Source organism: Chitinophaga sp. 05T412, from assembly GCF_056396465.1.
Genome location: NZ_JBFTLN010000011.1, coordinates 253,333 through 277,074, shown reverse-complemented (window position 1 = coordinate 277,074; position 23,742 = coordinate 253,333). Strand labels below are relative to the sequence as shown.

The window sequence follows — 23,742 nt, the reverse complement described above, 5'->3', positions numbered from 1 at the left end:
TATGAAAAAAAATATCTCCGAAAATCGTGTTGTTATTACCGGTGTTGGCCTGATCAGTAGTCTCGGCATGGGACGCGAAGCTAACTGGAGCAATTTGCTGGCTGGAAAAGAAGGCATTGTAGTGCGTTCTGAATGGGAAGTGGGGGCTCAGCAGCCACAACTGTTTGGTTTGATGGAGCCCTTTGAATTTCTTGAGCACTTTCCTCAATTAAAACCGCCATATCCGCTTAAATACTCGCAGTTGGCGATGATGGGGGTTAAACTGGCCATTGCAGATGMGGGTCTGGAAACCTGCAATGAAATGACCGGTTTGATTGTTAATTCAGATCTCGGTGCTACTGCAGCAGCAGAAAGTTATGTACTTAAACTATATACCAAAGGCCCGGAAAGAGTTAGTCCCTTTGAATTTACCAAGTCAGTGTCGAATTGCGCTATCGGTGATGTTGCCAGGATTTTTGGTTTAAAAGGCCCCAGCTCTTTTATCATTGGCGAAAATCCTGTGGCCTATGCCTATGACCTGTTGCAGCATGGGAAAGCCAATATGATGATTTGCGGTGGTTTTGATGAAATAAGGGATCGCATGGTAGACGGATATGCACGGAGGAACTGGTTATTGTCGCCTTCGGGAAAAGATGAGGGCCATCTATTGAACAGTGCATTGCAATCGGGCGATGGAAAAAGTACCATTGTACTGGGGGAAGGCAGCTGTTTCCTGGTGCTGGAAACATATGAAAGTGCGGTGGCGCGGAAGGCACGTATTTATGCGGAACTTTCAGACTATCATACCAGCTGCGATAGTGAGTGCAACGAAGTGATTTATAAGAGGAACTACCATGATCTGGAAGAGAACATGACGACTTTGCTGGAGCGCAATAGTATAACCACTTCGGAGGTAGGCATGATCAGCGGAGCCTCTTGTTTACCCTGGCAGGTAAACCAGCTGGAGTTGGAGTTAGGGAATAATTTATGGGGAGATAATGATCTTACCATATTCAACTTTAAAAGCAGGACCGGTGAATCGTTTAGTACGGGAACTACTGCTGCTACAGCATTGGCGGCCTTGTCCCTTTACCATGGGATAGTGCCGGGTAATGATCTCGATGGCTCCCTGTTTGATCACCGCAATCCCGTGGTGAAAATACCTGAAACACATACGCCGCTTACCAATGTGGACTATGCCATTGCCATGTCTACGCAGCTTGGTGGAAATATCACCTCCACATTAATAAAAAGAATCGCTGAATGAAGGGAAAGGTGATATACCTGTTGTTATCGGGCCTGTTTGCTGCTTCTGCGTGCTATGCGCAGTATGTTGTCAGAGGGATGGTACGGGGAGTCGACAGTAAACCTATTGTAGGTGCGCAAGTTTTCGCTGATAACAGCTTCTCTTTTGTAAGTACAGATGCTAAAGGAGGGTTTGTACTTCCATTGGATGAATCCGGAAAATATTTGTTGAAAGCCTCCCTGCCGGGACTTTCTACGATAGAACAGGTGGTGGAGGTCGATAGCCTGCACCGGGAACTGTATATAGAGATGCGGTTTACAAATGTGCGAACCTTACAACAGGTATCTATCCATTCCTCAGGATTGGGTGGTAAGCTGGACGATAAAACGTTGCATACGGTGATGAATAAGGAAGATGTGCAGACTACAGCGGGTGCTAATATGGATATTGTAAATGCGATGAAGACATTGCCCGGTGCGCAAAAAAATTCAGGTGGTGATGGATTGTATGTGCGGGGGGGAGAAGGGTACGAAACACAAATGTATATAGATGGTATGCTGGTAAATAATTTCTTTTATGGAGGAGCACCGGATGTATCGCATCGTGGACGCTTTCCTCCTTCTTTATTCAAAGGGACCTATTTCGCATCCGGTGGTTATTCGGCAGCTTATGGCCAGGCGCTTTCCTCCGTAGTGATTATGGAGAGTAATGATCTTCCGGAGATGAGTGAACTGAATATTAATGTTGGATCAACGGGCGTAGGTACGACGTTTAACAAGCTAACAAGCAGTCGTTTTTCTTACGGAGGATCGCTTAACTACCTGAATCTGCAGCCCTATTATGGCGTTATAAAACAGATATATGATTTTCAGCAGCAGCCACAGTTCCTGGATGGCGCTGCCAACTTCAGATGGCGTAGCAGGAACAGGAAAAGTATCCTGAAATTTTATGCAAGTGGTGCGTATAGCACATTGTCGTTGCTACGCAATAGTATCGACTATGATTACCGAAAGGACTATTATGCCATGAATAGCGACAACGCATATGGCAACCTGACATTTAATACAACAATTGGTCATTGGAAAATGGCGGCCGGTGTATCTGCCAGTTATAACGGTGACGCTACTACGATGGCGCACATTGATAACAAGTTGTTTGATCCGCGGCAATTGATTAATAGCCAACAACCAGCCACATTATATGTGATCAGAAACACCTGGAGCAGCCCGCAGGGAAGAAAAGTTAAATGGTTGTCTGGATGGGAATATCAACAGGGCAAAAAAAACTATACGGCCGATAGTGCTTCCCACGAGCGAATGGATACGGTTCATCTGGATTATAAGTATCATTATATGGCTGTCTTTACGGAAGCCACCTGGCATATATACGGTAAATACTCCGCCAGATTAGGTATGCGTGGCGAATATTTGAATACTACAGGGGAATTTAAGCTAAGCCCCCGTGTTATGCTGAATTATGATCTGGACGAGGATGCACAGTTGTATGTATCTTATGGACATTTTTATCAGCGTCCTCAAACCGACCTGCTATTGTATAAGCCAGATCTCCACTTCATGAGGGCAACACATTATATCGCAGGATTTCAGAAAACGATAGCGGAGGAGTCTACCTTGCGGGCAGAAGCCTTTTACAAAAAGTATGACAAACTGGTATCATTACTGCCGGATACCAGCGTGGACGGATATGGCTATGCAGCAGGGATTGAGCTTTTTTGGAAAAGCAAAATCAAATCAAAGAATTTCGACTATTGGCTGTCTTATTCATATACCAGCTCAAAGAGAAAGTACCTTGATTATCCGGTGTATACGCAGCCCGCTTTTATCAGTGATCAATCTTTTTCATTGGTATTAAAGCAATATGTTCCTAAACTATCCATGCACTTTGCGGCTACCTATAATATTGAAACAGGTAAGCCATATGCTATACCAGGAGCGAAGGTGAATGATTTTATGAAAGAGAAAACGCCCTTGTACAATAGTGCCGACATCAGTTGCGCCTATGTGAGAACCATTAACGTGGGAAGTCTGAAAAACATCTATTCCATATTTGCCCTGACAGTTACCAATGTATTTAATAATACCCAGATATACGGCTATCGTTACTCGACTATTGATTATACACGAAGACAAGCCCTTACGCCGATGGCGGCCAGATTTATCTATCTCGGCGCTTTTTTTTCACTGGGAGTGGATCGTACAAAAGAAGTATTCGATGCCAATTTGTAAAAAGTTAATTTTTTAAAAGGTATAAAAAATCTATCATGAAAAAGATCAGCGTATTGTTATGTATCCTGTTGCAAATGGGACTTGTAAAGGCTCAGGATAAATCCTATGAAAAGGAAATGTTAAAGAACGTTCAGTATTTGGATACCGTACAATGGAATTACGACAGTTATAAACAGGTGGCGGACCGGTTTGCATTTATCGGAGAACGGGCTTCTGCTGAATGGCGGCCATTGTATTATCATGCTTATTGTGTTTCTATGATGTCCAGGATGGTAAAAGATCCCGTAAGAATGGACTCTCTCACAGATGTAGCAGATGTTGCATTAAGGAAAGCGGATTCTTTGAGCAGCAATAATGCAGAAATTTACTCTTTGAAAGCACTAAATGTGGCGAATAAAATTAATGCTGACTTTATGAAGCGGGGATTATCCTATTCCAAAATAGCCAACGATATTCTGGATCGCGCGCAGGAGTTGAATGCAGACAATCCCAGGATATTTTATGTAAGGGGGATGCTGACTTACTTCCGCCCGAAAGCTTTTGGTGGCGGCAAAGAGCAGGCAAAACCGCAATTAGAGAAGGCGTTGGCGCTGTATAGTACAGAAAAACAAAAAAATAAACTAGACCCACACTGGGGAAAGGCAGATGTGGAAGATTTATTGGGCGTTAAATAGCAGATGTATGAGAACAATTAACTATCAGGCATTTGGTAATCCTTCAGAGGTGCTGTTTATGACCAATACAGCCGACCCGGAGCTCAAAGAAAATGAGGTGAAGGTTAGGGTACATTTATCCAACATCACTTTTGCGGATGTCATGACGGTAAGAGGAGAGTATGGTACTCATTTTCCGTTGCCGGCATCAGCCGGCTCTGAGGGAGTAGGTGTAGTGGAAGCGGTGGGAAGCGCTATCGGTACTATCAGGCCTGGGCAGCGGGTGGCATTTTGTATCCCGGTAGGGGCCTGGTCGGACTATGTAACGATTCCTGAAAGTACAGCCATCGTATTGCCGGGAGAGATGAGTGATACAACGGCAGCGCAACTCTATACCAATCCGATGACAGCAGAGTTGATGCTGAAATTAACCAACGTAAAGGAGGGCGATTATATACTCGTAAATGCGGCTAATTCTTCCGTAGGTAAACTACTGATTCAGTTTGCCCGTATCAGAGGCGCAAACATCATCGCGGTGACGAGAAAAGAAGATACTGTTCCTTTATTATTACAGCTTGGAGCATTGGCAGTAATTAATTCGGAAAAGGAAAATCTCATTGCTCGCATCCGTGAAATTACCAATGGTACCGGCATTCATGTCTTTTTTGATGCACTGGCAGGTAAGCTTTCCAGCCAGGTGATACAGGCAATGGCCAAAGGCGGACAGGTGATGTGCTACGGTGTGCTGAGCCGGGAAAGGATACCGCTGAATGTTAATCAGATCATTTTTAAGGAAATTACCATCAAAGGTTTCTGGTTAAATGAATGGGTGTGGCACAACATTGTGAACGACCGGGAAAACTATTTCCGTATGCGGGGAGAACTCGTTCAAAAAATGGTAACACATAATATCAGTATGCCGGTGGCGGGTATATATGACTTGTCGGACATTGGTGCGGCTGTTACTCATTTCGGTATGGAAGGCCGATCCGGTAAGGTATTGGTCAGTTGCATCTAGTAATGGTCTTTTGAGCTTTTCGCTAATATTTGTTTTATGCAATCTTTTACCATTGAAAAAGCGGAATCTGCCAGCAAAGGAAATATGATGATCCTTACAGTGGCAGGGAATAAAGTATTCTATATTGGAGAGCTGATAGCGTTCATTATCGGAAAGCTTTCTGAAGGAAAGAAAACTGCGGAGATCACCGAGATGCTGAATAATGATTATGTGATGGACAGGCAATTGTCGGAGCACGAGTTGCAGGAAGTAATCGATCAGCGTATCCGGAAACTGGGCATTTTTGATGAGAAGAATGAAGTACTGAAGGCAACCAATTCCCCGTTGTCAGGAATACGCATGCAGGTAACCCTGAGTAGTTTCGAACGTATAGAACCGATCATCAGGTGGATGCGGCCACTATTTAATCCGCGTATATTTTTTACATTATTGCCATTGTTAGCCGTGTTTAATATCGTGTTTGTGTATATGCTGGTGGCGAGGCACAATAGTGCGCCTCCACAGCCGGTTAGTTGTACACGGGATATCTACTATTTTCTCTTTTTTTATCCCTGTGCTATTTCCCTGCTTTACCTGCATGAACTAGGCCACGCCGCCGCTTCCTATAATTTTAAAGTGATACCTAAAAATATAGGACTGGGCTTTTATCTGATTTTTCCGGTATTGTTCACAGAGTTAAATGGGATATGGAAATTGAGTACTGCAAAGAAGTCGGTGGTCAACCTGGGAGGTATTTATGTACAAATGATCATCAACGTGCTGCTCATTGCATTGGTGTATAGTATCGCGGATAAGAAAGTAACCGCTATGTTGGGATACCTGATACAATTAAATGTACTCACTATGATCGCTAATTTAAATCCCTTTTTGAAGTTCGATGGATATTGGATATTTAGTGATCTGTTTAAACTACCCAACCTTAATCAGCAGTCCAATTATTATTTTGGGTTAGTATTAAAAAAGTGCTTTCCTTTCTGGAATATTAAGATGAATAAAAATGTAGAGAGTATTATTAATCCACGCAATGTGGCATTGATCCTTTATGCGGTGTTAAAGTATGCGTTTATCCTGTTTATCATTTACTCTATCACCAAGGGGGCTTATTATACTTTCATCCATCTTTTTGTAATCGGGAAGCAGGTGTTATGGATGAAAGACTACTCCCTTTGTAGTATTGAGCAGTTGGTGAAAACTACTTTCTTCTCTTATATCATTACTAATTTTATTTACTCGCTTATTCGCAATAACCCTTATGTTAAATCCCATCTGCTTAAAAGTAAAAATGTATTACCGGAACAGCAGTAAGCTGATCATCCTGTTATGGGTAATACTACTGGCAGGACCTGTTGTTTTTGCACAAACTACCGGAAAATATGACCCCCATGAAGCCTTTGCGCCGGATTTTTACCCTAATGAGGGAAATGCGTATCGTACGGTTACCGGGAGGCCCGGTGTAGCCTATTGGCAAAATACAGCAGACTATAAAATCGATGTTTCACTGGATACCGTAAAACATTATATTGATGGCACAGTGGAGATCACTTACCACAATAATAGCCCAGAAGCATTACCTTATTTATGGATACAACTGGAGCAGCAGGCTTTTAAGAAAAATTCACTGAATGAATGGGCCCTGAAAAATCAAAACAGCCGGTATTATAGCAGTGACAGGACGCAGGGGTATCAGCTCCGGGAGGTGAGCGAAGCGGTTAATGGTCGTTTTCAGGCACTCCCATATTTTGTGAAGGGCACACATGCACAACTCCGTTTATCTCAACCTTTGCTCCCTGGTAAAAGCATACGCATAAAAATAGCCTACGGGTTTACGGTGCCGCTTAATGGTGCTGATCGTACCGGCAGGCTACTCACGCGTCATGGATGGATTTATCAGATAGCACAATGGTATCCAAGGACGGTGGTTTTTGATGATGTTATTGGATGGAATAATATTCCCTATCAGGGACCTGCTGAGTTTTACCTGGATTATGGTAACTACTCTTATAATATTACGCTTCCTGCAGGTATGTTGGTGGCTGCTTCCGGGACTTTGCTGCATCCGGAAAAAGTATTAACGCGGGAGGAATTGGGACGGTTGGAAAAAGCCAGGAAAAGTAATGAAACAATTATTATTTGCGATAGCACCAGATCGGGTAGCAGTTTTAAGAAGGGAAATGTTACGTGGCAGTTTAGCTGCCATAACAGCCGGGATGTGGCCTGGGCTGCTTCCAGCGCATTTATCTGGGATGCCGCCGCCATTCATCTCCCGGGCGGAAAAACTTCCCTGGCACAGTCTTTTTACCCGGTAGAAAGTGCTGGTGAAAAGAAATGGGGCGCGTCTACACAATTTATGAAGGCTTGCATCGAGTTTTATTCCCAGCAGTTGTATCCTTATAACTATCCGGTGGTAAGTAATGTAGCGGGGAGGGTAGAGGGAATGGAATATCCCGGTATTGTTTTTTGTGGTTGGCAATCCGCTGATAGGGGATTATGGATGGTCACCAATCATGAACTTGGTCATGGCTGGTTTCCAATGATAGTAGGATCTAATGAAACCAGGTACGGCTGGATGGATGAGGGATTTAACACATTCATCAATGAACTGGCAACGAAGCACTGTCTTAACGGACAATACTATACGAACCAGCAGGCGCAGCAACTGGCCGCCACTTATTTTTCAACTGGAACAGAAGCCATTATGACCCGACCGGATGTATTACAGGCCCGGAATAGTAATATAGCAATGTACCAGAAGCCCGCGCTGGGATTGAAATTATTGAGAGAACAGATTTTGGGCGAACATTTGTTTGATTATGCTTTTCGTACTTATATTCAAACCTGGGCATTTAAGCATCCCACACCAGCTGATTTTTTTCGTACCATGGAAAATGCAGCAGGAGAGGATTTAGGCTGGTTCTGGCGGGCATGGTTCCTGCACAATGATAAGCTGGATCAGGCAGTAGCAACTGTCCGATATACAGAAAATAATCCGGCGGAGGGAGCATTGATTACCATCACTAATAATGAAAAAATGGTAATGCCATTGGTTATATTAATAAAAGAAGAAGGAAAGAAAGAAGATACACTTCGTTTTCCTGCAGAGATATGGCAGAAGGGAGAAAGTTATACTTTTCATTATCCTTCCTMGAAGTGGTTACAGAAAGTAGTGATTGATCCCGACGGTGCATTTCCAGATATCAATATCGAAAATAATAATTGGAGTGCAGATAAAGGAAAATTGATACCAGACAGTATTACAACAGCCTATGTATTTGAACATTTTCTGACAGCCGTTGGAGGAAGAGAAAAATTAAAAATGCTTTATCACGAACAGATGGAAGCAGTAGGAGATGTACAGGGGACCCAGGCATTGCTGTCGTTTAATTATCACAAACCAGGTAACTACCGGCAGGAAATAACTATCCCTGCGGTTAACATGTTGGCGAATGGTATTTTTATATCCGGAGATACTGTTAGTCAGGTGAAGTTGGGTAGGGATATGACACTCTCGTCCCGTGAAAAGACAGCATTAAAGGAGAACCTGATGGTGTTCCCGGAGCTACACTTTACAGACCATCATGTACAGGCAACATTACAAAGGATGACCGTAATGGTGAATAACCAGGAGGCCTACCAGATAAATATTGCTCAACCCAGTGGCGGAGTGATGAAAAATTATTACGATGTTTCCACTTTTTTAAAGCTAAGATCTATATCTATAGCAGATCCTGCGAAGCCAGAGGAGGACGTTACAATCCGTGATTATGATAACTATCAGATTGTAAAAGCCGTACGGGTTCCTTTTACCTTTACTATAAATGCCTCTGGCACCATTTTAGGTTTTAAAGTGAAGACGATAAACCTGGTCTTTGAAGAATAAGCTATCCGACATAGCGATGAACAATAGTAGATAGGACCATAAGCGGGCTTTCTTATGGTCCTTCTTTTTTATTTCCCCTGCAAAGCAGCGATCACTTTTTCTCCTACCAGCATCGCTGATGCGGGATTCTGTCCGGTAATTAAATTACCTGCTGTAACCGCAAATGGTTGCCAGTCGGCCCCCTTTACATAGGTCGCCTTCTTTTCCTTCAGCATATCTTCCAGCATAAAAGGTACTTCGGTCGTGGTTTGTCCGGCAATTTCTTCGCTGTTGGCAAATCCGGCTACCTGTTTACCTTGTACCAGCGGCAAGCCATTTTTACTTTTTACGTTTTTCAATGCAGCCGGCGCATGACAAACCAGTGCAACAGGTTTACCTGCTTCATAAAAGTTTTCGATGAGCTGAACAGAAGTCGCATTATCTACCAGGTCCCACATGGGGCCATGGCCGCCGGGATAAAAGATAGCGTCATAATCTTTTGCCTGTACGCTGCTGAGTGGTACGGTGTGATCCAGTTGTTGTTGTGCAGTGGTATCAAGGAAAAATCGCTTCACCGCAGCAGTACTGAATTCCGGGCGTGTGCTCTTTGGATCTATAGGGGCTTTGCCTCCTTTAGGCGATGCAATGGTAACACTATAGCCCTGATCTGTAAACTGGTACCAGGGGGTCGCAAATTCTTCTATCCAGATGCCTGTTTTGTGTCCGTTATGGGGGATTTCATCAAAAGAGGTAACAACGATTAATATTTTTTTACTCATATTGTTTGTTTTAGTTTGACTGTAACCGAAAAAGCCCGTTAATAAAGAGCATAATAGCCAGATGCTTTGTTTCATATGATAATTTTGATGTAAAATTCGCACACGAACCGGAGCTGCAAAAGGAGGCAGATCACTATTTAATAGTGATCTACATCACATTAAACCCTAATTTGCGGGCGTAAATCAGCAATAAATGAGTACAGTGTTAAAACAACATATCGCCGCTATTATATCATTGACGGATGCTGAGTTTGGGCAGGTGCTGTCTTATTTTACCACGAAGAAATTAAAGAAGCATCAGTATCTGGTACAGGAGGGCAGTGAAGTGCAGCAGGAGTATTTTGTGGAGAGTGGGTTATTGAAGGCTGCCTATGTCAATGACGCAGGCAAGGAACATATTTTACAGTTTGCCATGGAAGAATGGTGGATCTCCGATTATCTGGCATATTCACAGCAAACGCCAGCGCGACTGAACATCACTTGTCTGGAAGACACCACGCTGCTGTGTATATCTCTCGAAAACAAAAAAAAGCTATGTGAGGCTTCCCATAAAATGGAGCATTTTTTCAGGATGAAAGTTTCCACCGGATTTGTTGCCCAGCAGCAAAGGATTCTTTCCTTGTTGAGTAATGATGCTCAGTCGCGTTACGAGMTGCTGTTATCACAGTATCCGCGGCTTTTTCAGCGGGTTTCCAAAACGCTCATTGCCGCTTATCTTGGCGTTTCCCGGGAGACGCTGAGTCGTTTCTCCGGGAAGTGATTAGTGGTGGTGGGTATCTATTAAAATGTATTCGAGAGGTAATAAAAAGAGGCCGTATCATTATCGTAAATGATACGGCCTCTTTTATTGCTTCCCGTCTTATTGCAGCAACAGGGTGTCGCTATAGTTTACATTAAAAGTATCAATCGCGTTTTTAACAGGGACATATGTCGAACGAATGGCCACTTTAGTGCCAGCAGTGGCCATTTCCAGCAATGCCTCATTGCTTTTGGGAGAGAGGTTCACGGTCCTGATCTGATGTTGGTTGTCTTCATAAGAGATGGCCGTGTTAATGTTAAGTACCGTGTCAACAGGAGAAAAGAACACTTTATACGTGTGATCATCCACGGCTTCCGGCGCCTTGTTGCCGTCTGTCTGGCGGTTGACGAGCGAAGACGTATACAGGGGACCATAAATTCTGACGGCAGAAAGTGTTTGCCCGATAGATCTTTCGTTCTTTTCTCCTACCGTATACAGCGTGAAGTTCAGGAGGTCTTCATTGAGGCCGGAGATAATAGTACTAACGCTATCTGTAGTACTGTGGATGGTGCTGTTCAGCCAAACAGAGTCCAGCCCGTTGTTCCAGTAAATGACATATTTTTTTATGTTTGGATCAGGGCTGGGATACCATTGTAGTTTTATCCGGAGATTGCCCTGGATAGCTTTGAAGTTGCCGGTGAGTCCGGGGTAGGTGATCTCATTGTTTCCCAGCAGGTCTCTGTATTTGGTCCCATCTTTTGTACAGCTGAAAAATGTAACGGAAACCAATAGTATGAAGAGGAGGCGTTGTTTCATGTTTGAGAATTTATTTAGTATTTCCATATATTGTTATTTCCATGGCGTGAGCAAAAGGGGCACCCGACCAGGATTCGGCAACGGCTAAACGCAGGAATCTTACTTTGGGCGAGGTAAAGGGTACGTTTAGCTCAAGGCCTCTGTTAAAGACGGCTTTGTCAGCCTCTGTTGGGGTGGTAGGGAATGCGCCGGAAGGAGGGCCGGGCCAGGTATAATTACCCATATTTACCCAATCTCCTAATATTGCGCCTTCGGGAGCAGATACCGGCAGGTATACATCTGCAGGTGCTTCTTTAGATGATCCCCATAAAGAGAATACTTTCGGATTTCCGTGTCCATATTCGTAGCCACTCCTTCCATATAGTATAAACCGGCTTAGCTTGGCATATACGCCTAAACCAAAGGTGCATGCAATGGGTAAGCGAACATTTTCCAGGACGGTATGCCAGCCGGAACCATCTGTACGGCCATCCCATAAGTTGGGTAATACCCAGCCGAAGCCTACTTTGGTATCACTGGGTAATTCATTCGTGAAGAATTTGCTTTTATCCAGCTGGATTTCATACAAAGGGCTGATGGTCTGATATACGGTATCAGAGTTGTTGCCCCACTGATCTGTGATGTAAACAGCAAATTTTTTAGGCAGCGTATCCAATCCGCGGGTGGAAAAATTGATCTTTTCCAGGTCACTGTACTTTTGCTCATAGATGGAATATTTATCAGCACCATCGGGTTGATATAGCAGGACAGCCCCTACCGGTTTTTTATTCGGATTGCTGGTTTGAACATTGGGTCCGCCGAAATCAGCCTGCATCCGGATTGTTTTAGCCACCAGGCGATAGACCGGCGTATCAGGAGAAACCTGCGTTTTTACGATATCCGATTCTATGTTGGCACGGGAAACAGCGGTTAATTTCACTTCATAATCCTTTTTCTCTGAAAAGCCTTCTACCGTAATAGAATCGCTATAGTAGCTGGATTTAGTCTGCCTGCTTTTTCCGGTGTTCGTATTAATGATGTATTCTGCTTTTACATATAATACGTTGCCATCTTTAGGCAGGTCATAAGTGATATAAGCGCCGCCTTTGAAGTTGGCTACTTTAATGTTGGTGATTACTCCTGGCTTTGTTTTATCATTCGAAACCGGTTGATTATAATCAATAGGTTTTGAACAGGAGAGATGAAAATATAAAATAGCCACTATCACGGCCAGTTTATGGAAGATATATTTATCACGCATAATTATTCTTTTTAAAATGGATGTAAGTAATTACCAGTACAGCGTTTGAACAAGGTTAGGATTGTTTGATAACGCGTAGTCTGACAGCGGAAAGAAATAATCTTTTGTGGTGACAGCAGGAATGAATAGCGTTTGCTGCGTATAAAAATTATTATCTGTTTTTTGATAAACACTCCATCCCTGGATAGGATTGGAAAGCACCGGTAATAATTCTTTCCATCTTCGTAGATCCCAGCCTGCCTTTCCTTCAAAACACAATTCTACACGACGTTCGCGATGAATGATTTCACGTAACCCTGTTTTAGAAGATGGTTTGGTAGGGTTATTACTGTACTTCGACCAGGATTCCTGTACACCTTTCAAACCGGCGCGTTGCCGCACCAGATCAATATAATTATAGGCTTCCTGGGTAGGGCCGTTGGCTTCATTCAAACACTCGGCATATAGCAGGTAGAGATCAGCCAGGCGGATACGGGGCAGGCGATAAGAAGACTGCTGCACGCCATCATCAAAAACAGTCAGATAGCTCACCAGTTTCTTCGGCCAGATACCCAGCACATTAATCCTTACCCGGTCTTTAGGTCCTGCTTTAGACTCAGGTCCTTTTGCTTCGATGTATAATGCATTATCCTGGTCTGTTACACCATTACCAAACCATACGCCTCCATCGAAGCCAATGTTGGCATAGTACCTTCCTTCTCTGCCGAAATTATTTTTAACGGTAGTATATCCTTTGTGGATATAGTATTTGTTGCCTTCATCGCCGGCCTGCAGGTCAAAGCGCCGGCTGTAATCCCATGTTTTATCTTCGTTCATGGGCACGCCTTTATCGGTGTAGAATAAGTCGGTGGTAGACAGCGGGACTGTGAAGCTGCCTGGCGCAGTAATAGAATTAGCCACCGCCTTAGTCGTCAATCTTGGTATACAGAAAGTTTGATAACCAAAGCCGGGATTTAATGCCCAGATAACTTCTGCATTCAGATCCCATTTTTCGGTGACCGCATTTTGAATGGTCAATACCCGTCTGATGGTATCGTTAATTGGCGGAAGATTGGCGGGCTGTATAAACGTATATAGCTTTTGGTTAACTGCGATGGCCGCGTCAATAGCTGCTTTGCAGGCTGCTGCTGCTCTGGTCCATTTTTCCGGATCTGATGTGGGGGCAAACAGCTGTTGACCATCTTTGTTTTTAAACCTGGCATAATCGGCGTTACCATTGTACAGCGGACTTGCCTGTGTAGCCAGTACTTCTGCTTTTACCGACAGCGCAATGACTTTGGTAATCCTTCCCAATTCTTTCTGGATGTTTCCTATTTGCTCCGGGAGATTGGGCGCTGCTTCATCCAGTAACTGTACCACATAGTTAAATACTGAATCTACGGGGGCTCTTTTTACACGGATTTCTTCTATCGGCGCTGTTACGCTTTGATTTACCTTATAGATGGGAATAGGGCCGTACATTTTCGCAAGGTAATAGTGGTAGTATGCTTTGAGGAATTTTACTTCCGCAATCCATCGTGTTTTTTCGCTGGGACTCAGATCAATTGGTTTATCGATGTTTTCCAGCATAATGTTGCAGCGGCGGATCGCCTGAAAGAGATTTTGTCCCATGTTCCATCCATCCCAGTAATTCTGGATGGGAGCCGAGATGTTTTGTACGTTCCCGCGAATTAGCTGAAAGCCGCCGTCTGAGATAGGTCTTTCTGATAGGTCGTTAGGGTATACAATTTCAGCTGAACCTGTAAACCCCGGATCACCTAATACATCGGCCATGTTCTGCAAGGTGCTGTAGCAGGTGAACAGATAGTTCTCGGCTTCATTTCGGTTTCGGAAGGCATAGTCGATGGTACCTACATTTTCAGGCGTTACATCCAGGTATTTTTTGCAGCTTTCAGCAGATAGCAATATTAGAAAAGCAGCGAGTATACGAACCGTTTTATTTTTTATGTAGCTATTCATGGTACGGCATTTTATAAGTTGATGTTGATACCCAGGTTATATGATTTCTGGATGGGGTAGTTGAATCCATTCCCTCCCAGCTCAGGGTCCCAGAGGTTAAACCGGGTGATATTAAAGAGGTTCATGCCATTCACATATAACCGGCAGTAACGTAATCCTATCTTTTTTAAGAGAGCGGGTGGTAAGGCATATCCAATTTCTGCGGTTTTCAATCGCAGGAATGATCCATCGCGCAGCCACCAGCTACTTTTCTGCAGATTATTTTCTATGGCCTGTGCGCTTGTACCCAGTCGGGGGTAGAGGGCATACAGGTTCTGGTTATCTTCTGACCAGTGATTGTCAGCAAAGGCCTGTAATACCTGTGACTGTCCCTGTACCTGTGGATAAGGTGGGATCACAAATGGACTTACTGATCTGGGATCTACAAATAAGGATACCCTCGATTGTCCCTGGAAGCGGGTGTTTAACTCAATGCCTTTATAGTTTAAAGAGAAACCAAAACCATATACCACCTGTGGAACGGTAGGATAACCTATTGGCGCCATATCAGCCACGGTAATGCGGCCATCACCATTCAGATCGCGGTATTTAATATCACCACCTTTGACGGTGTTGCCGCCAAATTGTTGACTGGGAGAGGCAGCTGCTTCTTTGTCATCTACAAACAGTCGCTCTGCGATATAACCAAATTGCTGATTGAGCATGGTGCCGGAAACATATCGCCATGCCTCCGCATATTGTGGTTCTTCATAAATACCATAGGTGCCTTTTGAGAACGTAAGGTTTGACATGATCTGCACCCGCAGGTTGCGGGAGAAGTCGTGGTTGAAGTTGGCGGTCAGATCCAGCCCTTTTACATTCACAGTTCCTTTGTTGGTGAGGATGTCTGCTTCCAGGCCCATGCTGGAGGGGATGTTTCGTTTCATCAGGATATTGCTGCGGTCTTGTTTCCAGTATTCCGCGATGAAGTCGAAGTCCTTGAATATAGTCAGTTCGATGCCGGCATTATAAATCTTAGCTGTTTCCCAGGTAACATTTCTGTTTTCGTAGTTTCTGATGCTGACGCCATTTCTGTTATAGCTATTATTCAGACCAAAATAAGCGCCATTGCCGGCGTTGAGATTTACGTCGGACAAATAGAAGAAGCGTTGCTGTCCAATATCGTCATTACCGCTAAGTCCATAGCTGCCGCGTAGTTTGAGAGAGTTGACAATTTCAGCAATACCACCGCCCCAGAATTTTTCCCTGGACACCATCCACGAAGCACCAATAGTGGGGAAGAAGCCATATCTGTGATTTTCGGAGAAACGTTCGGAGCCGTTGTAGCCGAAGTTAAATTCCACAAAGTACCTGGTGAGATAGTTGTAGGCTAATCTTCCTGCCAGGTTTAGGTTTCGGTAGGGGAGGGAATATTGAAGACTCGGTTGATAGGTAACCGGATCTACTCCATTAGCGATGAGCTTTTGTTGTCTTACCCCAATCAGCGAAGCTGAAATATTATGGTCATTTATTTGTTTGGCATATTCCAGTTGCGCCTGGAATTGAAGGAAGGTACTGGCGTCTTTATTTCCTGGTGAATAGATCAGGTATTCAGTGGCGGCGCCGTTATTTCCAGAGCCACTGTTGCCTTGGAATACGCCGCCTGGCAGCGAGTTTAACCAGGTGAGGCCGTATTGGTTGGTGACTTTGTTATAGTCCTGCGGCAATATCGTATAGTAGAAAGGGTTATACGCCATGCTGTTATCGAAGTAGGAGTACCGGTTGGTATTGAGAAAGCCCTGGAATTTTAAACCGGGGATAAGGAAATCCAGATCCTGGTGCAATTCAACGGTGGCGGACATACGGGATTCAGAAAAACGTTTGTATCCTCTCAGCATTTGCGCATAAGGGTTGGAGTAGCCAACACCCATCTGGCCAGCACTACCCATCTGACTGGAGTTACCAAAAAGAATATGTTGGGTAAGGCGGTTAGCCGTATCGGGTTCGTAATAAGCCGGGAAGAGTACAGGGCTGGTATGCATAGCCGCGCTATAGAGATCGGATGAAAAGGACGCATCATTTGTAACTGGTCCACTATAGTCGTTGAAGTTACCCCAGAGGCGTAATACCAGTTCAGTTGTTTTAGTAAGCTTTACGTTAACGTTGGAGCGTAGCTGATAGTTTTTATAGTTGACGTTGTTGTTAAAGTTGTTGGCGGGACTTTTCTTTAACATACCGTTGTCGTTACTAAAAGATCCTGACACGAGGAAGCGCGCAATATCGCCGCCGCCACTCACATTCAGGTTCGCCCGTTGGGTGTTGGCAGATTTTTTAAACAGCATATCCAGCCAGTCAACCGCAGGATAAGCATATTTATTACTTCCGGGTTCATTTTTAAGGGTTCGCTGTGTATTGTATATTTTGTCTGCATCAAACGGCAATGGCTGTAGTGGATCACGAGTCACTGTTGCTTCATTATACAATTTCATGTAGGTAATGGGATCTGCCAGCTTGATGGTTTGTGTGGGTTTGGAGATGGCATTTTCCAGGATGAAGTTGAGCGTTGTTTTGCCGGCTTTACCTTCCCTGGTAGTCACCAGTATAACACCATTGGCGCCTCTTGCACCATATAATGCAGTGGCGCTGGCATCTTTCAGTATAGAGAAGCTGGCAATATCATTTACCTGTAAACGGGCCAGATCATTAGACGTCAATTCCACGTTATCGATGAGAATCAGTGGATTTTGGCGGTAGCCGAAAGTGGTAACACCACGGATAAAAAAGTTAGAGTTGTCAAGGCCAGGCTGACCGCTTGCTTGTCCGCCTATAATGCCCGCTACCTGTCCTGCGAGAGCGTTGGTAAGGTTGCTGCCCGCTGTTCTCAGGGCTTCGGGTTTAATCGTTACTACAGATCCTACTACTGATTCTTTGATCTGCTTTTTTCCGAAGGCCGTTACGACAAAGTCTTTCAGTACAGTTTTAACGGGTTGCAGCACTATACGGAGTTCTTTGTTTTGTGCGGTAACCCGGACGGTGTCTCCGGTGTAACCTACGAATTTAAACAGGAGCACTGTTCCGTCAGTTACATCCAGTACAAATTTACCGTTGGCATCGGTGGCAGTACCATTGGATTTTGTACCGGACACCCATACACTTACGCCGGGTAATGGACTGCCGGAAGGATCTGTTACATTTCCGATAACGGGAAATTTACGCTGCGCCCATGCTGTTGAAGATAGCAGGCAACAACAGAGGATCATAAAGTGAAATGCAAAGCCTGATAGTAGCTTTTTTAACATACACGATGAATTGTGAAGATGAAGAAATGATTTTGATTGATTAAAAGTGGCAATGAGAATGACCGCGATACTCCAGGCCTTGTTGGTGCATAGCTCTCCCGCACCACGCGTTGATACGGCAGAGAAATTTTAACAGGATGGAGCTATCGGATAAGTATTAAACTTTCGTTGATTCGGCTGTACGGACACACACACAGGTACTACATCTTGCCACATACGTTTAATCGTACAGGGGCGAATACTTGTTGATATTTATTTTTATGGTTTTGGTTTGATGTTAATAAGACTAAATAAGGGTTTTACCTTTCATAACAGTTTAATTCATCATAACGCGACGGGCCATTGGACACCCATTTTCAGGCCATATCCAGCTGTCCAATGCATCCCTTATACATGATCACTACATACGCGGTTTTTCATTTGATGGAATAATGACGGACATGTCTTATTACTTACGAAAGTATTCCGAAAAATGCGGGATGCCTTCATCTCTGGTGATCATTATTAGGCGTATTTTAGCATAAATACAAAAGCAATCGGTGCATAATGACAATTTGGAGCTAATTGAAGGATTTTTTTTATCGGCAAAATCGTTATTTTAAAGGGACGTTGATTTTCGCTGCTGATACATTTTGTATCGTAAGTGATGGTGTTAAATGACATTTTAAAACAGTAATATGAAACCTATTTACGCAAAGGTGCTGGAAGGATTGGAGGATGAAGTGTTTACTACCAGGTTGATTGAGCGGCCTTATTTTACAACAGAATTTCACTTTCATGTGGAGTGTCAGATGACTTACATTGTGAAGAGTGCCGGGCATAAAGTGGTAGGGGATTGTGTAGAGAATTTCGAGCCGGGGGAGTTGACATTACTGGGTTCACACATTCCTCATGTGTGGTATAATCATTCCGCAGAAAGGAGGAAGGGAGAAGAAGCGCCGGCGCAGTCAGTGGCTTTATTTTTCCATCCTGAAAAGTTGACCGAACTGTTTTCGCATTTTTTCAATGTGAAAAAATTAAAGCAGGTGTTGGAGTTGTCCGGACAGGGAATGAAGTTTGAAGGACGTACAAAGGAGCGGTTAAAGGATTTGTTGTTGCGAATGGCGCACAAATCACCCGGACCGGGAAAACTTATTTTGTTGCTGGAAGTAATACAGCTATTATGTACCACAAAAGAATATACGCTGCTGGCTGGTGCCGGCTATGTTAATACGTATACGAGCCGTGATAATGAAAGAATGGACAAAGTATTCAAGTATGTATTTGATCACTATGCTTCTTCTGTTAGCCTCGATGAGGTAGCCGCATTGATACATATGAATAAGCAGGCATTCTGTCGTTACTTCAAAGGACGTACGCAGAAAACATTCGTTGACTTCGTAAATGAAGTGCGTATCACGCAGGCATGCAAGTTGATTGCCACGGATCAGCAGTCTATCGGAGAAATTGCCTATCAGTGTGGGTTCAATAGTTTAACTAATTTCAACCGGTACTTTAAACGGGAGAAAGGGATGGCCCCGAGAGAATATAAATTGAAGCTGGCAGAGTAAGCAGCCAGCAGCCAGCTGTTAGCCATTAGCTTTTAGCTTTTAGCAAATGCAGCGAAGATCGGCATAATATGATTTCTGCTACATTTGCTAAAAGCTAACAGCTTTCCATCAGTACGCCCTTTTTTCACCTTCCCAACCGGTGTTGTGCAAGAACTGTTCCCATGTAACGCTATCCGGGTTTATTTGTCTGCTCCATTCCAGGTCGCGTGTGGACTGATAATAGCCATGCTCATAAGCATATGACACCATACCGGTAAGTTCTTGTACCAACGTTTCATTTTCACCGAAGTGCGGGAAATGCTGCAATAGTTCTTCCCGTGTATAAGCGGAAGCGTATGCCGCTTTTTTGCCGGTAACCTTTACAAAGGTGTCTACCATTTCCTGCGGAGAAATGATTTCGCCAATAACCGGGAGTCCTTTATCCGTGTATTTGTCGGGGTTTGAAAGAATTTCCAGCACGGCAGGGCCGGTAGCTGTGAGCGGGTCCACAAATGGCGCTTTGAAGTCTTTGGGCAGATAGATGGGGAATACCAGCGTATCGTCTTTTTGATAAGGTGTGTAAAATTCCACCAGGTTGGTATAAAAGAAGGCCATGTAAATAAAGGTACGCTTAATAGGAAGTGTACGGATATAGGCTTCCACGTTAGCCTTATCCGTGAAGTGCGGTGCAAATTTTTCGCCGCCACTGATGGTATGTACATTTTCCAGGCTGCTGAAGATAAGATGCGGTACGCCGGCTGCTACTACGGCATCGGCCAGTTCCTTACCCAGTTGCGCTTCATGGGTGGCAGGAGGTGCAATGCTGGGTGTCATCAGGAACACGCTGTCGGAGCCCCGGAAGGCGTCTATAAATTCGGATTGATATCCGAGGTCCAGCGGTATGCTCACCAGTTCAACGCCTTGTTCCGCTAAACTGATCGCTTCCGGTGAATTAATACGGCGGGTGATACCGCGTACCCGATAACGTCCGCTTGCTAGTAACGTGCGTGCAGCGCTGAGTCCTTGCTTCCCTAAAACGCCTGCGATGGTGATGAGTGGTTTATATTGTTGTGTCATTGGTGTCTGTTTTTAAAGTGAAATGGTTGGTTTTCGCTATCAATTTTTAGTACTATAAAATTTATAGTTGCAAAACTAAGTATAGTTAAATAGCTTTGCAATACCTATCCATTTGGATAGGTACATTAAAACCAATAATGATGAAAGTAGAATGCGAAAGCGATTATATAAAAGTCAATGATAAACTATATCCCTGTACGGTGAGTCTGGCGATGGATTTCGTGGGGGGTAAATGGAAAACGGTGATTCTTTACCATTTAAAAGATGATTATAAGCGATACAACGAGCTTAGAAAGGAGATGCCCAGCGTAACGGAAAGAACGCTGAGTTTACAGTTAAAACAGCTGGAAGATGATGGTCTGGTGTCAAGAGAAGTATATGGCAATAAGCCGCCTATTAAAGTAGTATATGGTTTAACAGATTTTGGGAAAACATTTCTGCCGGTATTGGACGCACTTTTTGGTTGGGGGAATCAGATCGCCACAGAAAGGGGGGAGTTTGTGAGAGTGGCGGTGCCGGCGAAGTAAGCAGTGATATAGAAAGGGCCACGCTCTAAGCGTAGCCCCGTTATTTATCGCGATAGAGGAAACTGCTTTCAGCCCGCCAATAGACCCCCGTCTATTGGCAAAGCAGCGCCTGTAATAAACTTAGCCTTATCTGAAGCAAGGAATAAAATGAGCGGTACAATATCTGCTGGTGTAGCCAATTTGCCGGTAGGCATGGCTTCGGCAATTTTTTCCAGGCGTCCGGGTATTTTTTTTATGTTCTCCAGCCACTGTTCCGTTTGAATCACGCCTGGTGCAATTGCATTTACGCTGATCTGGTGACGGGCATTTTCCAATGCGGCGGCCCTGGTTAATCCTATCAACCCGTGTTTGGCGGTTACATAACCCGCAATGTTTTGCCCTACGCCTTTCAAACCTGCAGTGCTGGCAGTATTGATGATACTTCCACCAGCGGCTTTCATGACCCGTATTTCATGCTTTAGCGAATAAAAGGTGCCCGTCAGATTCAGTTGAATCGTGGCAGCAAATTGTTCGGCAGTGGTATCTTCTATGGGGGTATTGCCCGCATTGCCACCTGCATTATTGAATGCTACATCTAATTTCCCATAGCGGCGAATGGTTTCATCTACCAGGTGCTTTACCTGTTCTTCCTGGGTTACATCGGCCTGGATAAAAGTAGCTTCTCCACCAATTTTACGGATTTCATTTTCCAGGGCAAGACCCGTTTCAGCGCGTCTGCCGCAGAACACTACCTTAGCACCTGTKGCGGCAAAAGCGCGGGCTGCATCAGCGCCCAGACCGGCAGTGCCGCCCGTAATCAGAATTACTTTGTTCGTCATTGTTAATTGCTTTATGGTTGAAAAAGAAAGGGGGCTGACTATTTGTTTTTCATCAACGAAAATCCGGTACTCACCATCCAGATGTAAGATCCAAAGCGAACGATGGGCAGCAGTATAAATGCGGAATCTAATACCAGGCCGAACATAGATAGCTGTGCGAGGAAGCCGAGTATGATTCCCAGCCACGCCATCCAGGCAGGTGTATACTTTCTCAGCAAACAGGGAACAGCAATGCCGGCCATGAGTAAGCCCAGCGCCATGGCATGTGTAATGCCTCCGGTGGCAAATCCCAGCAGCCGTAGTACGCGAACGATCTCCACATTTTCTATGACGCCCGGTTGAGCAATGATCCAGCTGGATACTCCGGAGAGACTTACGAACAACGACGCCGTGATGCCTCCAAACAGCGCCAGGTTAGGGCCCGCGGCCATTACACCCAGGGATCTTGTTTTGCTGACAATAGCGGCCGTAAAGATCCCCAATGGCATTGCACTGGCCACCTGCAGCAGTGCATTGGCTTTCAATGCTGCCGGGAAATCTTTCACCAGCTGCTGGAATTTTCCCAGGTCACTAAATGGAGAGGGAAAAGTGGCGCCATGCGCAAACACCGAGAACAGTATAATACTGGCCATAAACAGTACGATATATACAATCGCCAATATGCCCGGATGTGGCCCCAGATAACGTTTCCCGGCTGGGAGGTTTGTTGTTACATTCATAATGAATACTATTTAAACGATGATGACAGTGCGTGGTAATAACAATGGGAAGCCCGTATTCCCTTTTGCTATTATCCCTTTTTTAATTCTATTTATTAATCTTGTTTGTATTGCAAACTAAAACAGACTAAAAAAAAGGCTGATTTTAGCCCGTTAAAAAAAGCCCCTTTTTAGTCGTGTTGTTGATTGATACTTACATGGTCCGTTGTTACAAATGCAAATATTTTTTGATGTCCTCCACATACTTTTCAAATGCTTTTCTCCCTTTGGCCGTGAGTTTGCAAATGGTATGCGGGTAATTACCTTTAAATGTTTTGATCACTTCCACATATTCCGCTTCATTTAATTTCTTGATCTGGTGACTCAGATTACCTTGCGTAGTTTTCGTTACTTCCATTAAATAACTGAAATCTGCCTGTTTCATTTTTATCAATACCGAAACAATTGCCAATCTTACGGGTGTATTTAAAACAGGATCAAGATCACTAAACATGCAACGTTAATTATGATTTGGAATATTTAAGCAAATACCCGGGGACCAGATACCCCAGCATCACAGCAATGCCATGAATGAGCGGACGATACATCTCATCAAGGAAAACACTGATTACCGCAAATATAAAAAACAATATCCCTCCCGCCATCAATGGTTTGAAACGGAGATTTAATCCCGAAACAAGTGTGCCCACACCACCAATCAGCAGGGTAAAGGTAAAAGGCTGTATTTTTTGGGTAAGACTAATAAATACTGTCAGCACAAAGCAGATTCCCAGTACAAACCATAAATTTTTCAAGTAGCCAGCCAGGTAGGTTTCCGCCGTTTTTTGAGCTGACCGGTAATACAGCACGGTAATCAACACACCTGCGCCTACCAGCAACGGAAATGGCAGAAAAAACAAGGAGGTGGCAGTAAACGTATGCAGTACAAAGAATGCCAGGCTTGCCACCGCAATGATCCATCCCCATACCAAATAAAGAAAGCCATAGTTCTTTAGCTCGTCTTTAGTCTGCAGAATGACGTCCGAAATTAATTTCAGACTTTGTAAAGGATGCATTTCATTTTCCACTGCACTCATGATGCTGTTTTTACTTACGAATGTAGATCTTGTTTGCGACGCAAACAAAAAAATGTTTTAAGCGGGCTGAAAAATGGAAATTGGGCAGGAAATATAACGTAACCGCACCAACGAAAATATCCGGTAAAGAATAAGTTTTTGTAATATATCTGTAATTTAACGAGGAGATAATAAAAGCTGTTCATAA

The 23,742-nt window shown here is 44.0% G+C and carries 19 protein-coding genes; 9 read left to right on the top strand and 10 right to left on the bottom strand.

The window, feature by feature from the left end; translation table 11 throughout:
• Position 1 precedes the first annotated feature (1 nt).
• Genes AC1DFM_RS23955 through AC1DFM_RS23930 form a run of 6 tightly spaced genes read left to right on the top strand, consistent with a single transcriptional unit; the run spans position 2 to position 9,019 of the window.
• Positions 2-1,246, top strand: a complete 1,245-nt coding sequence (locus AC1DFM_RS23955; RefSeq protein ID WP_477079292.1) for a beta-ketoacyl synthase N-terminal-like domain-containing protein — start codon at positions 2-4, stop codon at positions 1,244-1,246.
• Positions 1,243-3,471 (top strand): TonB-dependent receptor, encoded by a 2,229-nt coding sequence (locus AC1DFM_RS23950; RefSeq protein ID WP_477079291.1) that lies wholly within the window; start codon positions 1,243-1,245, stop codon positions 3,469-3,471. The genes AC1DFM_RS23955 and AC1DFM_RS23950 overlap by 4 nt, the downstream gene beginning before the upstream one ends.
• A 35-nt stretch (positions 3,472-3,506) precedes the next feature.
• Positions 3,507-4,145 carry a hypothetical protein gene (locus AC1DFM_RS23945; protein WP_477079290.1) on the top strand — a complete coding sequence of 213 codons (639 nt, stop codon included), beginning with the start codon at positions 3,507-3,509 and terminating at the stop codon, positions 4,143-4,145.
• A gap of 7 nt (positions 4,146-4,152) precedes the next feature.
• Entirely contained in the window at positions 4,153-5,142 is a 990-nt protein-coding gene (locus tag AC1DFM_RS23940) for a zinc-dependent alcohol dehydrogenase family protein (RefSeq protein ID WP_477079289.1), read from the top strand.
• Between the two features lie 36 nt (positions 5,143-5,178).
• The gene (locus AC1DFM_RS23935; protein WP_477079288.1) at positions 5,179-6,447 is read left to right on the top strand and encodes a zinc metalloprotease; all 1,269 of its coding nucleotides are present in this window, start codon (positions 5,179-5,181) and stop codon (positions 6,445-6,447) included.
• Positions 6,425-9,019 (top strand): M1 family metallopeptidase, encoded by a 2,595-nt coding sequence (locus tag AC1DFM_RS23930; protein WP_477079287.1) that lies wholly within the window; start codon positions 6,425-6,427, stop codon positions 9,017-9,019. Before AC1DFM_RS23935 ends, AC1DFM_RS23930 begins: the two co-directional genes overlap by 23 nt.
• A 68-nt stretch (positions 9,020-9,087) precedes the next feature.
• Here AC1DFM_RS23930 and AC1DFM_RS23925 read toward each other — a convergent pair whose 3' ends face one another.
• Positions 9,088-9,777, bottom strand: coding sequence for a type 1 glutamine amidotransferase domain-containing protein (locus AC1DFM_RS23925; RefSeq protein WP_477079286.1), 690 nt, complete (start codon positions 9,775-9,777; stop codon positions 9,088-9,090).
• A gap of 193 nt (positions 9,778-9,970) precedes the next feature.
• On the opposite strand from AC1DFM_RS23925, the gene AC1DFM_RS23920 reads away from it, so the two are divergent.
• A complete protein-coding gene (locus AC1DFM_RS23920) occupies positions 9,971-10,537 on the top strand; it encodes a Crp/Fnr family transcriptional regulator (protein WP_477079285.1) in 567 nt (188 codons plus the stop codon).
• Between the two features lie 99 nt (positions 10,538-10,636).
• Here the strand turns inward: AC1DFM_RS23920 and AC1DFM_RS23915 are convergent, their stop codons facing one another.
• The 4 genes from AC1DFM_RS23915 to AC1DFM_RS23900 are packed head-to-tail and all read right to left on the bottom strand — an operon-like array spanning position 10,637 to position 17,809.
• A complete protein-coding gene (locus AC1DFM_RS23915) occupies positions 10,637-11,332 on the bottom strand; it encodes a DUF4998 domain-containing protein (RefSeq protein WP_477079284.1) in 696 nt (231 codons plus the stop codon).
• A 10-nt stretch (positions 11,333-11,342) separates the two neighbouring features.
• On the bottom strand, positions 11,343-12,572 hold the full coding sequence (locus AC1DFM_RS23910; protein WP_477079283.1) for a DUF4959 domain-containing protein: 1,230 nt from the start codon (positions 12,570-12,572) through the stop codon (positions 11,343-11,345).
• A 30-nt stretch (positions 12,573-12,602) separates the two neighbouring features.
• Positions 12,603-14,531 (bottom strand): RagB/SusD family nutrient uptake outer membrane protein, encoded by a 1,929-nt coding sequence (locus tag AC1DFM_RS23905; protein WP_477079282.1) that lies wholly within the window; start codon positions 14,529-14,531, stop codon positions 12,603-12,605.
• A gap of 11 nt (positions 14,532-14,542) precedes the next feature.
• Positions 14,543-17,809, bottom strand: coding sequence for a SusC/RagA family TonB-linked outer membrane protein (locus AC1DFM_RS23900; RefSeq protein ID WP_477079281.1), 3,267 nt, complete (start codon positions 17,807-17,809; stop codon positions 14,543-14,545).
• A gap of 677 nt (positions 17,810-18,486) precedes the next feature.
• On the opposite strand from AC1DFM_RS23900, the gene AC1DFM_RS23895 reads away from it, so the two are divergent.
• Positions 18,487-19,359 carry an AraC family transcriptional regulator gene (locus AC1DFM_RS23895; protein WP_477079280.1) on the top strand — a complete coding sequence of 291 codons (873 nt, stop codon included), beginning with the start codon at positions 18,487-18,489 and terminating at the stop codon, positions 19,357-19,359.
• Positions 19,360-19,467: 108 nt separating this feature from the next.
• Here the strand turns inward: AC1DFM_RS23895 and AC1DFM_RS23890 are convergent, their stop codons facing one another.
• Positions 19,468-20,415 carry an NmrA/HSCARG family protein gene (locus tag AC1DFM_RS23890; RefSeq protein WP_477079279.1) on the bottom strand — a complete coding sequence of 316 codons (948 nt, stop codon included), beginning with the start codon at positions 20,413-20,415 and terminating at the stop codon, positions 19,468-19,470.
• Positions 20,416-20,555: 140 nt separating this feature from the next.
• Between AC1DFM_RS23890 and AC1DFM_RS23885 the strand changes: the two genes are divergently transcribed.
• The gene (locus AC1DFM_RS23885; protein WP_477079278.1) at positions 20,556-20,942 is read left to right on the top strand and encodes a winged helix-turn-helix transcriptional regulator; all 387 of its coding nucleotides are present in this window, start codon (positions 20,556-20,558) and stop codon (positions 20,940-20,942) included.
• Positions 20,943-21,010: 68 nt separating this feature from the next.
• Here the strand turns inward: AC1DFM_RS23885 and AC1DFM_RS23880 are convergent, their stop codons facing one another.
• The 4 genes from AC1DFM_RS23880 to AC1DFM_RS23865 all read right to left on the bottom strand — a co-directional run bounded on the left by AC1DFM_RS23880 (position 21,011) and on the right by AC1DFM_RS23865 (position 23,555).
• Positions 21,011-21,760: an SDR family NAD(P)-dependent oxidoreductase gene (locus AC1DFM_RS23880; RefSeq protein ID WP_477079277.1), complete on the bottom strand. Its 750-nt coding sequence runs from the start codon at positions 21,758-21,760 to the stop codon at positions 21,011-21,013.
• 38 nt (positions 21,761-21,798) lie between these two features.
• A complete protein-coding gene (locus tag AC1DFM_RS23875; protein ID WP_477079276.1) occupies positions 21,799-22,479 on the bottom strand; it encodes a hypothetical protein in 681 nt (226 codons plus the stop codon).
• 208 nt (positions 22,480-22,687) lie between these two features.
• Positions 22,688-22,972 carry a winged helix-turn-helix domain-containing protein gene (locus AC1DFM_RS23870; RefSeq protein ID WP_477079275.1) on the bottom strand — a complete coding sequence of 95 codons (285 nt, stop codon included), beginning with the start codon at positions 22,970-22,972 and terminating at the stop codon, positions 22,688-22,690.
• 10 nt (positions 22,973-22,982) lie between these two features.
• Positions 22,983-23,555, bottom strand: a complete 573-nt coding sequence (locus AC1DFM_RS23865) for a hypothetical protein (RefSeq protein WP_477079274.1) — start codon at positions 23,553-23,555, stop codon at positions 22,983-22,985.
• Positions 23,556-23,742: the final 187 nt, after the last annotated feature.